The organism is Tenacibaculum sp. M1.3A, from assembly GCF_057732375.1.
This window is the reverse complement of the sequence record NZ_JBYJEF010000002.1, coordinates 376,979-391,150: the sequence shown is the minus strand read 5'-3', so window position 1 is coordinate 391,150 and position 14,172 is coordinate 376,979. Positions and strand designations below refer to the sequence as shown.

Below are 14,172 nucleotides of genomic sequence, written 5' to 3'. Positions count from 1 at the left end.
TTTTAACAACAATTTTGAATTTCCATTGCAACAACAAACAATAACAACACAACAACAACAAACAATTTAAAAATTTAGAATTAAAATTTATGATTCCAAAAGTATTTAGAGAGGTCATTGACCTTGGAGATGGAAGAACCATCTCATTAGAAACGGGTAAGTTAGCAAAACAAGCCCATGGTTCGGTTGTTGTTCAAATGGGAAAAGCAATGTTGTTATGTACTGTAGTATCTAGCTACAAAGCAGGAACAGTTGACTTTTTACCTTTAACGGTAGATTATAGAGAAAAATTTGCTGCTGCAGGTCGTTATCCTGGTGGTTTCTTTAAAAGAGAAGCAAGACCAAGTGATGGAGAGGTATTAACAATGCGTTTAGTAGACCGTGTTTTACGTCCGTTATTTCCAAAAGATTATCATTCTGAAGTACAAGTAATGATTCAATTAATGTCTCATGATGAAGATGTTATGCCAGATGCTTTAGCAGGTTTAGCAGCTTCTGCAGCAATACAATTATCTGATTTCCCTTTCGAATGTCCTATTTCTGAAGCACGTGTTGCTAGAGTAAATGGAGAATTCGTAATCAACCCAACAAGAGCACAATTAGCAGAGTCTGACATCGATATGATGATTGGAGCATCAGCTGATTCTGTAATGATGGTTGAAGGTGAAATGGATGAAATCTCTGAAGAAGAAATGGCAGATGCAATTAAATTTGCTCATGAATCTATTAAGATTCAGTGTGCTGCTCAAGTTCGTTTAGCTGAAGCTTTCGGAAAGAAAGAAACAAGAGAGTACGAAGGAGAAAGAGAAGACGAAGAAGTTGCTGCAAAAATAAATGACCTTGCTTACGATAAGTGTTATGCTATCGCTAAAAAAGGAACATCTAAGGCAGAGCGTTCTGCTGCTTTTGCTGAAGTAAAAGAAGAAGTAAAAGCTGCTTTTACTGAAGAAGAATTAGCAGATTATGGTGATTTAGTTGGAAAATATTTCAATAAATCTCAAAAAGCTGCTGTTCGTGAATTAACTTTAGCTGAAGGATTACGTTTAGACGGTCGTAAGACTGATGAAATTAGACCAATTTGGTGTGAGGTAGATTATTTACCTTCTACACATGGTTCATCAATTTTTACTCGTGGAGAAACGCAAGCATTGGCAACTGTTACTTTAGGAACATCAAGAGATGCAAATAAAATAGACATGCCATCATACGAAGGTGAAGAGAATTTCTATTTACACTATAACTTCCCTCCTTTTTGTACAGGTGAAGCAAGACCATTAAGAGGAACATCTCGTAGAGAAGTTGGTCATGGTAACTTAGCGCAACGTGGATTAAAAGGAATGATTCCAGACGATTGTCCTTATACAGTAAGAGTAGTATCTGAAGTATTAGAATCTAACGGTTCTTCTTCTATGGCTACAGTTTGTGCTGGTACAATGGCATTAATGGACGCAGGTGTTAAAATGACAAGACCCGTTTCTGGTATTGCTATGGGATTAATTTCTGATGGTGATCGTTACGCAGTTTTATCTGATATTTTAGGTGATGAAGATCACTTAGGTGATATGGACTTTAAAGTAACTGGTACTTCTGAAGGAATTACTGCATGTCAAATGGATATTAAAGTAAAAGGATTAGGTTACGAAATTTTAGTAAATGCACTAAAACAAGCTCGTGACGGTCGTTTACATATTTTAGAGAAATTAACTGACACAATTGCTTCAGCAAACGAAGAAGTTAAAGAGCATGCTCCTAAAATGATTAACAGACGTATTCCTAATGATATGATTGGTGCATTTATTGGACCAGGAGGTAAACATATTCAAGAATTACAGAAAGAAACAGGAACTACAATTGTAATTACTGAAGACGCTGTAACTGAAGAAGGAATTATTGAAATCTTAGGAACTGATCCTGCAGGAATAGAACAAGTTATTACTCGCATCGAGTCTATGTTGTTTAAGCCGCAAGTTGGTAGCGCTTACGAAGTAAAAGTAATTAAAATGTTAGATTTTGGTGCTGTTGTAGAATATGCAGAAGCTCCAGGAAACGAAGTTTTATTACACGTTAGTGAATTAGCTTGGGAACGTACAGAAAACGTTACTGATGTAGTAAACATGGGTGATGTTTTTGATGTAAAGTACTTTGGTCAGGACCCAAGAACTCGTAAAGAAAAAGTTTCTCGTAAAGCATTGTTACCAAAACCAGAAGGCTATGTAGCAAGACCACCAAGAGATGACAAACGTTCTGGAGGGCGTGATAACAGAAGCAGAGATAATCGCGGACGTGATGACAGAAAACCAAGAGAACCTAGAAAAGAAGAATAAAATCTTTTCCTATAAAATTAAAAAAAGGCAACCGTATGGTTGCCTTTTTTGTTACCTTATTAACAGAGAGATCTTAGAGATATAAAAGGTTGCTAAAAATAGCAATTTTTTAAGAGTTTTGTTTTGACCATTCCCCAATAATCTTAATAAAAACTATACTCTATTAAAGAAATCCAACCTTAAAACAAGCTTAATAACTTTTACCCTACTTTATTTTAAGTAAAAAAATCATATTTTTCACTTATGTTATTTTAGTTTTATTTTTCTTTGCAAACTACACATGAAAATACAACGAATAACATATTTATCAATAGGAACCAATAAAGGTGATAAGCTCGAAAATATTCAAAATGCAATTGATATAATTGCTGGTAAAGTTGGTGCTGTCCTTAAAATTGCTTCTATATATAAAACACCTTCATTAGGTTTTGATGGTGCTGATTTTTACAATACATGTATTAAAGTTTCTACTTATTTACCACCTGAAAGTTTAATTAAAAATTTGCTTGCAATAGAGAAAGAATTAGGAAGAGCTAGAAAAGATACAGAGGGCTATGCAGACAGAATTATTGACCTAGATATTATCTTATTTGAAGATGAAATAATCTTCTCTGAAAATCTTATTGTACCGCATCCTAGGATGTTAGATAGAAAGTTTGTATTGACTCCTTTAGCTGAAATTGCTAGAAACACCATTCATCCGATAGAAAAAAAGCATTTATATATTTGTTTAGAAAACTGCTCAGACAATTCAGAAATAACACTTATTAAAGAGCAATTAAAAAGACCAACTCCTATTACCGAAAAATATAATTACATTGCTATAGAAGGAAATATTGGTGCAGGAAAAACATCATTAGCTAATATGATGTCTGACGAATTTAACGCAAAAGTTGTGTTAGAACGTTTTGCTGATAATCCGTTTTTACCAAAATTTTATGAAGATAATGAGCGCTACGCTTTTCCGTTAGAAATGAGTTTTTTAGCCGATAGGTATCAGCAATTAACAGATGATTTAGCGCAATTCGATTTATTTAAAAACTTTATTGTTTCTGATTACTATATTTTTAAATCTTTAATTTTTGCTCAAGTTACCTTGCAAAAAGACGAGTATAAATTATACCGTAAAATGTTCGATTTAATGTACAAAGAAATCACTAAGCCCGATTTGTATGTATACTTATATCAAAACACAGAACGTTTATTAGAAAACATAAAAAAGCGAGGAAGAGATTACGAACAAAATATAGAAGCTAGTTATTTACAAAAAATACACGATGGTTATAGTAATTTTATAAAAACAGCACCCAATTTAAATATTTTAATTATTGATGTTTCTGATTTAGATTTTGTAAACAATACAGAAGATTATAACCTTATTATTAATAAAATTAAAAACCATAACGCATAAAAAAAGCAGCTTAAAAGCTGCTTTTTTTATTATTTCTTTAACTCTAACTTCTCTGCAAAGTAATCACAAAAATCTCTCATGGTTGCACCCATTTTAGCATCATCGGTCGCTCTTTCAAATGAAGCTGCCATAGATACTAATGTTTGATGATAAAATTGCTTCATCTCATCAACAGGCATATCTTTTGTCCAAAGATCCATACGTAAAGTATCTTTTTTCTTATGATCCCAAACCGATAACATGATTGCCTTTGAAGGCTCGTTATCTATTCCGCCATCTTCAGCATTCCATGTAATCTCTTCAGGAACTTTATTCTCGTCTAACCCTACCTTAAATGTTATTTTAGAAGTGTGCTCTATCGCCATTATTTCTTTGGTTTATATTTTGAATTCTTGAAGATTTCCTCTTCGTTTTTTTGTAATAATTCCTGCAAAGATACGTCATTCTTTTGCATGTACGAACGCACAATTTGCCAACCAATAAACTCCCCTATTCTACCTGGTGATTGATTATCTCCATCTAAATAAAACTTAGAAAAAGGGGCAATATCTATAAAACGTTTATCTAATTCTTTATTGGTGCTATACAACATATCTTTTTCAATAAAATATTTCCAAATATGTTCTTCATTGTTTTTTGCCCAAGCATATTTGACTGGAGAATATCCTATTTTTTCTTGATCAGAAACCATCGGTAAGTAGGTATCTAACAAATAAATTCTCTTTCCTTTTTGAATTATCTTATCAACAAAACTTCTTTGTTTACCTGCAAAAACTTGTGCATTTATGATTGCTTTTGCAACATCTACAATAATATGTTCTTTATCATTATGCTGCTTTACATAAACAGGATAATCATTATAAAATCGATGCTTTTCACCAAGATAAGCATCTAAAGAAATTAGCAATAAACTATCTGCATATACAATTCGATTATCATAATCGATATTTGTTAGCATTGTAATTACTCTAGGGCTTTTAAACTTCGGATTGTAATATTTTAAATGCTTAAAAAGTGATATTAACTCAGCTCTTAAACTATCTATGTTTTTATAAACTTTTTGAGTTTCATTAAACAATTCCCTTTCATCTTCGTTATTTATTTTATTTACCCAAACACTATCAGGTTGTGGCGGAAACAACAACGGATATTTATTTTTTGTTTGATTTAAATTATTTGGAGTTGTCGTATAAAAATCAACATCAAATCGATCTATATTTACAACAACATCAATGTTAGAAACATCGACTTTAAAATTAATAGCCGCCTCTTTTTTACAAGACATTAAACTAGAAACTAAAACACAAAGTGCTAAAAATTTTCTCATGAACTTTAGTATATTTACATTCAACATTACAACGTCGAAATTACTAAAATAGTTTATATCCTTTTTATATAAACCTTTATAAAATCTATCTGATTATGAATACACCTAAAGTTTCAGAACATATTGTACAATGGCTAAAAGAATACGCAACAAATTCTGGCGTTAACGGATTTGTAATTGGTATTTCTGGCGGTATAGATAGTGCCGTAACCTCAACTTTATGCGCAAAAACGGGTTTACCTACTTTATGCGTTGAGTTACCGATTCATCAGGCAGAAAGTCAAGTAAATAGGGCAAATGAACATATTAAACAATTAAAAGAACGTTTTAGCAATGTAACGGAAGCAGAAGTAAATTTAACAAGTACTTTTGAAAATTTTAAAACCGTGGTTCCTAAAGTTGAAAAATCAGCAAAAACTGATTTAGCCTTAGCAAATACACGTGCGCGTTTACGCATGACTACTTTGTATTATTTTGCAGGTTTACACGGATTATTAGTAGCCGGAACAGGTAATAAGGTAGAAGATTTTGGTGTAGGATTTTACACCAAGTACGGCGATGGAGGTGTTGATTTAAGTCCTATTGCAGATTTAGTTAAATCGGAAGTTTTTGCTTTAGCTGCGCATTTAGACGTGCCACAATCAATTCAAAAAGCACAACCTACAGATGGTTTATTCGGCGATAGCAGAACAGACGAAGATCAAATAGGTGCGTCGTATGATGAATTAGAATGGGCAATGCAAATGCAAAACGAAGGTAAAAGCAATACTGATTTTTCTGATAGAAAACTAGAAGTGTTTAAAATATACACTCGTCTTAATCGAATTAATCAGCACAAAATGGTACCTATTCCTGTTTGCGAAATACCTAGTAATTTAAAGTAAATTAACCAACAGCATTTGTCGTTTAATCTTTTGATAGGCTTGTTTTTTATGTCCGTTCGAAATTTTAAACGGCAACAGTATAATTAATCTTAGGAGTTCAAAAAAATCTAGCAATTTTCTCATAATATCTTTTTCTTTTTCACCATAAAGGTACAAAAAAACTAGAAAGTTTATGAAAAAATATTAAACCACGCGGTTAAGTTTCTCGAATAATCGCTTTTTTAAATCGGTGTAATTAGAAATTTCTTCTAAATCGAGTACTGCATTTTGCGTTTGTACTTCGTGAAGTATCTCTTTAATTTTTTCTTCAATTAAAATTCTTCTTAAATTTAATACCGCATCTGAAACTAGTTTAGGAAGTATTTTCACTGTTTCTGTTACAAAAATTTCTTTTCGTTCCCAATCACTTAAAGAATATTTTTCTTCATCCATTAAAATATTGGTTACTAAATTTGATATTTCTTGATTTTCATGCATTATTAATTGATCAATAGAAATTTTTTCATCTTGATTTAACTGATGCACTAATTGATAATAAGTTAATTTAAAAATTTCGTTGGCAAATTCAATTTCATCTTCTTGTAAGTTTAAATACAATTCATTAGAAACAGTATTTTGATACTCTTCTTTTTCCATAATAGGGCGTCCTTTTTCATCAACACCATCTACCCAGTTTACAAAATCAATTACTTCATTTCCGTACAACAACAATATTCTTATAATTTCTTTTTCTAAAATATTAAGTTGATTAATTTTCTGACGACCTTTTCCTCCTCCTTTTATAAGACCTAATGATGCTGTTTCTTGTTGCGAAGAATATTCCGCTTGCGGCTGATAAGAACTATTACCTTGACTCTGTTTATTAGAATTAGCCAACCCTTTACTTATCAACTGTGCTAATTCGCTAAACAAAACACGTTCAGAAATATCCATAATACGCGCACATTCTTGCACGTATACTTCTCTTTGAATACCATCAGGAATTTTAGATATACTGGTAACAATATCACGAATTAATCCCGCTTTTTTTACAGGATCGTTCGCTGCCTCTTCCATTAATAAAGACACTTTAAACTCAATAAAATCTTGTGATTTTTCGTCTAAATATTGTTTTAATTTTTCTGTAGAGTGTGCTTTTGCAAAACTATCTGGATCTTCACCTTCAGGAAAAGATACTACTTTTACATTCATTCCCTGTTCAAGAATCAAATCGATACCACGAATAGAAGCTCTAATTCCAGCTGCATCACCATCAAATAAAACGGTAATGTTTTTAGTTAATCTATTTACCAATCGAATTTGATCAGAAGTAAGTGCCGTACCTGAAGAAGCGACTACATTTTCTACTCCAGATTGATAAAAAGAAATAACATCGGTATATCCTTCTACCAAATAACAATTATCTTGTTTTGCGATCTCTTTCTTTGCATGATAAATTCCGTATAAAATTTTACTTTTATGGTAAATATCACTCTCTGGCGAGTTTAAATATTTGGCTGCTTTTTTATCGTTGGTAAGTATTCTACCTCCAAAACCTAAAATACGCCCCGACATACTGTGTATCGGAAACATTACACGGCCTTTAAAACGATCAAATTTTTTGATTTGTGGCCCGCCTTCTTTTACAATTGTTAAACCTGTAGATTTTAAATACTTTAAATCGTAGCCCTTTGCTAATGCAGCATCAGTAAAATTAGTCCATTCATCTTTACAATATCCTAAATCGAATTTTTCTATAATATCTTCTCTAAAACCTCTTTCTTTAAAGTAAGACAATCCGATTGCACGCCCTTTTTGGCTGTTCATTAATACATCGTGAAAGTAATCTTTAGCAAATTTAGATGCCAAAAACATACTTTCTCTTTCGTTCAGCTGCTCTTTTTGCTCGTCAGACTGCTCGGTTTCTTCAATTTCGATATTGTATTTTTTAGCCAACCATTTAATTGCCTCTGGATATGTGTAATGCTCATGTTCCATCAAAAAAGAAACCGCGTTCCCTCCTTTTCCTGTACTAAAATCTTTCCATATTTGTTTCACCGGAGATACCATAAACGACGGAGTTCTCTCATCAGTAAACGGACTTAAGCCTTTAAAACTACTTCCTGATTTTTTTAATTGAACAAACTCACCAATTACCTCAGCTACTTGGGCGGCTTCAAAAACTTTTTCTATTGTTTGTTGGGTTATCATATAGTGTAAAATACAGCTAACAAATATACTAGTTTTAAATACGTTTATGTTAAAAAGAAATCTCTTAACCTTTTTACTTGTCAAAATCATATAAATATATAATTTTGCACCAAATAACCTATTATGAAAACAAGTGTATCTTTATATATAATATTACTGCTAACTTTAAATGTAGTTGCACAAGAAACGATTACTATTCCTGATATTGGTTTAGAAGAATGTTTAATCGACCTAGGAATCGACTCGAACGGTTTAAACGGAAGTATTTTGGTTAGTGATGCAAGACATGTTGTTAACTTAAATGTAAACGACCCGATAACAAATAAACTTTTACCTAATGTACATTCTAAAATTAAAGACTTAACAGGTCTTGAAAGCTTTCCTAATTTAAAACGTATCGATTGCTTTGGTAACAATATTACTAAAATAGATTTATCTAAAAGTACTTCTATTACATTTTTAAACTGTAGTGATAACCAAATAGAGCGTCTTGACCTTAGTAATAATGTTGAGTTAATTTATGTAAGTTGTGATAATAATGAACTAACAGAACTTCTTCTTGGAGATAACGAAAATCTTGAAAGCCTATATTGTAGCTTTAATCGTTTAACAAATTTAGATGTTAAAGGTTGTACGAAATTAGAAAGTTTAGACACAACTAGTAATGAAATTGATGCTATTCTTGTAAATGACAAACAGCTAAACAACATTCCACAAGCATGGTATAAAGACGAAACAGCTGCATATACAAGCAATGCTGACTACACTGAAACTACCACCGTACTTACTCCTACACCTAAAAATAAGCCAATAGTAACAAAACCTGTAGTTAAAAAAGTACAACCTACACAAAATAACACAACTAAACAAACTGCTTCTAATTATTACGAAAAGTTTCAGCTTTCTGTAGTTACTGAGTATGATAAATTAGTTTTAACAGCTGCTCATTTACAAAGTAAAAAGGATGAGTTGCAACAACAATATAATTTAAATCCTACTCAGTTAACTGAATGGATTAATAAATACTCTAGCTTATTAGTTTCTAATAACAATGTAGTTAAAAGTACAGATGTTGGCTTACCTCAAAAACACTCAGTTGCTTATTATTCTAAATTCAAAAAATCTGCTGTAGAGGAATATGAAAAAGCAATTTTAACACCTTCTTACTTGCAAAGTAAAAAAGAAGAAGTACAAAAAAAATATAATTTAAATGCTGAAGAATTTACGCAGTGGATTAATTTACTTGGTGATTCTGCGCTTAAACCTAAAACTACACAGCCACAAGCAACAGCAAAAAATTATTACGAGAAGTTTCAAAAATCAATTGCTAAAGAATACGAATATGCTGTTTTGAACGAGGCTCATATACAAAGTAAAAAGAATGAAATACAGCAAAAATATAATTTAACTGCTGAACAACTTAATCAGTGGATTAAGAAACACAGTAAAATTATATCGCACTAAAAAAACACTTTTATCATAAAATAAAGAAGACCACATTTTAATAAATGTGGTCTTTTTATTTTATCAATAATTATTAATCTTAATAGTACTAATAATTATGAGGGTATACTTTTAGTATAAATTACGAAACTGCTCTTAATTTCTTTAAAGCTGATTTTGTAACTTTAGCTTCTGCATATTCTTTTGTTACCGTTAATATTTTTTCATCAGAACCTGGCAAATCAAACATTGCGTCTGTTAAAATAGCTTCACATAACGAACGTAAACCACGAGCACCTAATTTATACTCAATTGCCTTATCAACAATGTATTGTAATGCTTCTTCAGTTAAAGTGAACTCAACATCATCCATCGCAAACAACTTTGTGTATTGCTTAATAATAGAGTTTTTAGGCTCTGTTAAAATGGCACGTAATGTTTCTGCATCTAACGGATTCATGTAGCTTAATACAGGTAAACGACCAATGATTTCTGGAATTAATCCGAATGATTTTAAATCAGAAGGAATGATGTATTGTAATAAGTTACTTTCATCAACCTTATCCTCATCAATTGAAGCGCTATAACCAACAGCTTGCATGTTTAAACGCTTACTGATAATTCTATCAATACCTGAAAAAGCACCACCTGCGATAAATAAAATCTCTTTAGTATCAACCTCTATAAACTTCTGATCTGGATGTTTTCTTCCTCCTTTAGGGGCAACATTTACTACAGATCCTTCTAATAATTTTAATAAAGCTTGCTGAACACCTTCACCAGATACATCTCTAGTTATTGAAGGATTATCTCCTTTACGTGCTATTTTATCAATCTCATCAATAAAAACAATACCGCGCTGTGCTTTTTCTACATCGTAATCTGCGGCTTGTAATAAGCGACTTAAAATACTTTCAACATCTTCACCAACATATCCTGCCTGTGTTAAAACTGTAGCATCTACAATAGAAAAAGGTACATTTAACATTCTAGCAATTGTACGTGCTACCAATGTTTTACCGGTACCTGTTTCACCTACTAAAATAATATTAGACTTTTCTATTTCAACCTCATCTTCTTCGTCTTTAGTTTGTAATAATCGTTTATAGTGATTATATACAGCTACCGACATTCCTCTTTTTGTTTGGTCTTGTCCGATAATGTACTGATCTAAAAAAGCTTTAATTTCTTTTGGTTTTTTTAATGTTAAATCTTTCGATAAACCATCTGCTTTTGCTTCAGTTACTTCTTCCTCAACAATACCGTGAGCTTGCTCTATACATTTATCACAAATATGCGCATCCATACCTGCAATTAACAAATCGGTTTCTGGCTTTTTACGCCCACAAAAGGAACATTGTAAGTTTTCTTCTTTCGACATTTTATGTTACTTTATAACGTCATAACGAGTTAAAAACATAATCTCTTTCTAAAAAAAAGAGATTATGTTACTCAGTTCGTAATGACAGTAATGTATTATTTTCTTGTTAAAATTTCATCTACCATTCCGTAAGCTTTTGCTTCGTCGGCTTTCATCCAATAATCACGATCAGAATCTTTATTTACTTTATCGAATGTTTGTCCTGAATGACTAGCAATAATATTATACAACTCATCTTTTAACTTTAAGATTTCTCTTGCTGTAATTTCTATATCAGATGCTTGCCCTTGTGCTCCACCTAATGGTTGATGAATCATGATTCGTGAATGTGGCAAAGCAGAGCGTTTACCTTTTTCACCAGCACACATTAAAACTGCTCCCATAGATGCTGCCATACCTGTACAAATAGTTGCAACATCTGGCTTTATAAATTGCATTGTATCGTAAATACCTAAACCTGCATAAACACCTCCTCCTGGTGAATTAATATAGATTGAAATGTCTTTATTAGCATCTACACTTTCTAAAAATAATAATTGTGCTTGAATTACATTAGCTACCTGATCGTTAATTCCGGTTCCTAAAAAGATAATTCTATCCATCATTAAACGAGAAAAAACATCCATTTGGGTAATGTTCATCTGACGTTCTTCCATAATATATGGCGTTAAACTACTTGTTATTTTACCTAAATATGTACTGTTTATTCCGTGGTGTTTTGTTGCGTATTTTTCGAATTCTTTTCCGTAATCCATTTTAAAAATGTTTTTTGGGTTATATGGTGTAAATATAAGAACTATTTAGTTAGTATATTGTTACCGTTTATGGCTAAAAAAACCTGAATTCACATTCAGGTTTCTTACTATTTAAACAGTTTACAACTGTTATTTATATACTTCTTTGATGAAATCTTCGTAAGAAAGTTCTTTCGAATCAAAGCTCATTTTCTCTTTATAAAAAGCCAATAATTTTTGACTAATTAACTGTGATTGTAATTTTTGAGCTTCCTCTTGGTTTTGTAAAACTCTACCAGCAATATCATCTAACTCTTTTTCTTCTGGATTCATGTTACCAAATTGTGCCATTTGCGAACGGATAAATCCTTTTGCATAATCCACTAACTCTTTATAATCAATCTTAATATCGTTATCCTTCATAACCTTTCCTTCGATTAATTGGTAACGTAAACCTTTTTCAGATTTATTATATTCAGCTACAGCTTCATCTGCAGTTAATTGCTTTTCACCTGCAGTTTGTAACCACTTTTGTAGAAACTCTGTAGGTAACTCAAATTTTGTATTCTCTACTAAGTTTTCAGTAATTGCATTTAATAATTGCTGATCAGCTTGTTGCTGAAATTGCTTTTCTGCGTCTTCTTTAATTTTATCTTTTAAATCAGATACGGTACTTACACTTCCGTCAGCAAATAATTTATCAAATAATTCTTTATCTAATTCTGCAGCTTCTGTTTTTGTAACTTCTTCTATTGTAAAAGTAACAGCAACGTCCAAACCATGAACCGCTTCATGAGCAACACCTAAGGCATCTTGCAATTTGTGCTCATCTTCGAATAAATCTTTTGTTTTTAATTCTAAAACATCACCAACTTTAGCACCTACAAACTTCTTTAAGTTTGTTTTACCTTTAATGTCTTTTGCAGAAATTGTTGATTTTTTATTAATCTCTTCAGCTTCGTTTACAAACGTACCTGTAATGTTAGCTTCTTCTGTAACTGCATCTATAGGTGAAATTTTACCGTAACGTGTTTGAATATTTTCAATTTCCTTTGCTAATAACTCATCAGTTGCGATGATGTTATATTGCGTAACCTTATTTTTAGGTTTTAAGTTTACATCAAACTCAGGAGCTAATCCTAATTCGAATTCAAAAGAAAACTTCTCTGCATCCCAATTAAAATTATCTTCTATTCTTGGTAATGGATTTCCTAAAATATCTAATTTTTCTTCTGCTAAATATTTATTTAACGATTGTTGTAAAAGCTTGTTTACTTCATCAATCATTATTGATTTTCCGTATTGCTTCTTTACCATTCCCATTGGCACTTGACCTTTTCTAAATCCTGGAATGTTTGCTTTTTTACGGTAATCTTCTAATTGTTTTGTTACTGTAGCTTGGTAATCTTCAGCAACTATATCAACTTTTATAACTGCGTTTAACGCATCTACGTTTTGTTTTGTAATATTCATCTTAAAATATGTTTCTTTAAAATCGGGTGCAAAATTAGTTTATTTTTACCTTTTCTGCAAAAGGTTCAATTCGTTCGTTTTTAGCTATATTTTATTTTCATCTAACAACGAAAACAAGAACGATCTAAATACTGATAACAGCACACTAAATAAAAGTGCTGTAAAAAACCCGCTTACTGCAAAGCCAGTAACTAAGCTACTTGCTAGCAATATAATAATAGCATTAATTACAAATAAAAACAACCCTAGTGTTACAATAGTTGCAGGCAGTGTAAAAAACACTAATAACGGACGTACAAACATGTTTAATAACGAAATTACTACAGCTACAATTATTGCTGTTACATAACTTGTTACAACCACACCTGGTAATACACTTGCTAATATGATAACTGCCAACGCGGTTAGCAATAATTTTAAAAATAGTTTCATTACTTTTATGTTTTGAGGATAAAAAAGGCGATAATCGTACCAAAATTAAAAACCTGCAGTTTTGTCAGTTGCAAAAACAAAACTACTCACAAAAACAAAGCAACGAATAAAGAAAATATATAAATATATATACAATCTATCTTACCAATGCCTACTGAAAAAGCTAAACTATTAACTGCAAAATTCGAGTTGGTTGAAATTAAAAGCAATATTGATATTTTGGCAGAAAACAAAACTCCGAAAGCAACTTATATATTAGAATTTGGACTAGTAAGACCGTACACCATTGATAGTAATGGTAATGAAATTACTACCAATATTTTTTCTCCTTTCTGTTTTGTAAACAACTTTTCATCATTTTTCAAACAAAAACCAAGCAGCGAAAACTTTCAGAGCCTTACCTCTTGTGTTTTATGGAAAATGAAATATGATGATGTATAAGAAAGCTTTCGTACCATACCCGAATTTAGAGAATTTGGCAGAATGATGTTGATTATGAATTATTAGAACCTTAAAGATCGCATGTTAGGCATGATAAAAGATTCTGCCGAAAAACGCTATTTAAAGTTAATA

Annotated in this window: 12 protein-coding genes; 5 read left to right on the top strand and 7 right to left on the bottom strand. The window is 31.6% G+C overall.

Annotation, left to right across the window (positions count from 1 at the left end):
• The first annotated feature begins 89 nt into the window (after nucleotides 1-89).
• A complete protein-coding gene (locus AC28QF_RS04470; protein ID WP_488200569.1) occupies nucleotides 90-2,324 on the top strand; it encodes a polyribonucleotide nucleotidyltransferase in 2,235 nt (744 codons plus the stop codon).
• A gap of 280 nt (nucleotides 2,325-2,604) precedes the next feature.
• A complete protein-coding gene (gene folK / locus AC28QF_RS04465) occupies nucleotides 2,605-3,735 on the top strand; it encodes a 2-amino-4-hydroxy-6-hydroxymethyldihydropteridine diphosphokinase (protein ID WP_488200570.1) in 1,131 nt (376 codons plus the stop codon).
• A gap of 29 nt (nucleotides 3,736-3,764) precedes the next feature.
• Here the strand turns inward: folK and gldC are convergent, their stop codons facing one another.
• Complete coding sequence (gene gldC / locus AC28QF_RS04460; protein WP_483707052.1) at nucleotides 3,765-4,100, bottom strand: gliding motility protein GldC; 336 nt, start codon at nucleotides 4,098-4,100, stop codon at nucleotides 3,765-3,767.
• Entirely contained in the window at nucleotides 4,100-5,062 is a 963-nt protein-coding gene (gene gldB, locus AC28QF_RS04455) for a gliding motility lipoprotein GldB (RefSeq protein WP_488200571.1), read from the bottom strand. The genes gldC and gldB overlap by 1 nt, the downstream gene beginning before the upstream one ends.
• 95 nt (nucleotides 5,063-5,157) lie before the next feature.
• Here gldB and nadE point away from each other — a divergent pair, with 95 nt between their 5' ends.
• Nucleotides 5,158-5,946 carry an NAD(+) synthase gene (gene nadE, locus AC28QF_RS04450; RefSeq protein WP_488200572.1) on the top strand — a complete coding sequence of 263 codons (789 nt, stop codon included), beginning with the start codon at nucleotides 5,158-5,160 and terminating at the stop codon, nucleotides 5,944-5,946.
• Nucleotides 5,947-6,129: 183 nt separating this feature from the next.
• Here the strand turns inward: nadE and dnaG are convergent, their stop codons facing one another.
• Nucleotides 6,130-8,136 carry a DNA primase gene (gene dnaG, locus AC28QF_RS04445; RefSeq protein WP_488200573.1) on the bottom strand — a complete coding sequence of 669 codons (2,007 nt, stop codon included), beginning with the start codon at nucleotides 8,134-8,136 and terminating at the stop codon, nucleotides 6,130-6,132.
• A 123-nt stretch (nucleotides 8,137-8,259) separates the two neighbouring features.
• Between dnaG and AC28QF_RS04440 the strand changes: the two genes are divergently transcribed.
• Nucleotides 8,260-9,600, top strand: coding sequence for a leucine-rich repeat domain-containing protein (locus AC28QF_RS04440; protein WP_488200574.1), 1,341 nt, complete (start codon nucleotides 8,260-8,262; stop codon nucleotides 9,598-9,600).
• 121 nt (nucleotides 9,601-9,721) lie between these two features.
• Here the strand turns inward: AC28QF_RS04440 and clpX are convergent, their stop codons facing one another.
• The 4 genes from clpX to AC28QF_RS04420 form a co-directional block, all read right to left on the bottom strand.
• Nucleotides 9,722-10,960: an ATP-dependent Clp protease ATP-binding subunit ClpX gene (clpX, locus tag AC28QF_RS04435; RefSeq protein ID WP_488200575.1), complete on the bottom strand. Its 1,239-nt coding sequence runs from the start codon at nucleotides 10,958-10,960 to the stop codon at nucleotides 9,722-9,724.
• Between the two features lie 95 nt (nucleotides 10,961-11,055).
• Nucleotides 11,056-11,715 carry an ATP-dependent Clp endopeptidase proteolytic subunit ClpP gene (clpP, locus tag AC28QF_RS04430; RefSeq protein ID WP_488200576.1) on the bottom strand — a complete coding sequence of 220 codons (660 nt, stop codon included), beginning with the start codon at nucleotides 11,713-11,715 and terminating at the stop codon, nucleotides 11,056-11,058.
• Nucleotides 11,716-11,844: 129 nt separating this feature from the next.
• Nucleotides 11,845-13,167 (bottom strand): trigger factor, encoded by a 1,323-nt coding sequence (gene tig / locus AC28QF_RS04425; protein ID WP_488200577.1) that lies wholly within the window; start codon nucleotides 13,165-13,167, stop codon nucleotides 11,845-11,847.
• A gap of 84 nt (nucleotides 13,168-13,251) precedes the next feature.
• Nucleotides 13,252-13,599, bottom strand: coding sequence for a phage holin family protein (locus AC28QF_RS04420; protein ID WP_488200578.1), 348 nt, complete (start codon nucleotides 13,597-13,599; stop codon nucleotides 13,252-13,254).
• A 147-nt stretch (nucleotides 13,600-13,746) separates the two neighbouring features.
• On the opposite strand from AC28QF_RS04420, the gene AC28QF_RS04415 reads away from it, so the two are divergent.
• Nucleotides 13,747-14,040 (top strand): Crp/Fnr family transcriptional regulator, encoded by a 294-nt coding sequence (locus tag AC28QF_RS04415; protein ID WP_488200579.1) that lies wholly within the window; start codon nucleotides 13,747-13,749, stop codon nucleotides 14,038-14,040.
• Nucleotides 14,041-14,172: the final 132 nt, after the last annotated feature.

Bases quoted from the DNA above. Each gene is read 5' to 3' on its own strand.
- AC28QF_RS04470 (WP_488200569.1), top strand. From the start codon at position 90: ATGATTCCAAAAGTATTTAGAGAGGTCATTGACCTTGGAGATGGAAGA.
- folK (WP_488200570.1), top strand. From the start codon at position 2,605: ATGAAAATACAACGAATAACATATTTATCAATAGGAACCAATAAAGGT.
- gldC (WP_483707052.1), bottom strand. From the start codon at position 4,100: ATGGCGATAGAGCACACTTCTAAAATAACATTTAAGGTAGGGTTAGAC.
- gldB (WP_488200571.1), bottom strand. From the start codon at position 5,062: ATGAGAAAATTTTTAGCACTTTGTGTTTTAGTTTCTAGTTTAATGTCT.
- nadE (WP_488200572.1), top strand. From the start codon at position 5,158: ATGAATACACCTAAAGTTTCAGAACATATTGTACAATGGCTAAAAGAA.
- dnaG (WP_488200573.1), bottom strand. From the start codon at position 8,136: ATGATAACCCAACAAACAATAGAAAAAGTTTTTGAAGCCGCCCAAGTA.
- AC28QF_RS04440 (WP_488200574.1), top strand. From the start codon at position 8,260: ATGAAAACAAGTGTATCTTTATATATAATATTACTGCTAACTTTAAAT.
- clpX (WP_488200575.1), bottom strand. From the start codon at position 10,960: ATGTCGAAAGAAGAAAACTTACAATGTTCCTTTTGTGGGCGTAAAAAG.
- clpP (WP_488200576.1), bottom strand. From the start codon at position 11,715: ATGGATTACGGAAAAGAATTCGAAAAATACGCAACAAAACACCACGGA.
- tig (WP_488200577.1), bottom strand. From the start codon at position 13,167: ATGAATATTACAAAACAAAACGTAGATGCGTTAAACGCAGTTATAAAA.
- AC28QF_RS04420 (WP_488200578.1), bottom strand. From the start codon at position 13,599: ATGAAACTATTTTTAAAATTATTGCTAACCGCGTTGGCAGTTATCATA.
- AC28QF_RS04415 (WP_488200579.1), top strand. From the start codon at position 13,747: ATGCCTACTGAAAAAGCTAAACTATTAACTGCAAAATTCGAGTTGGTT.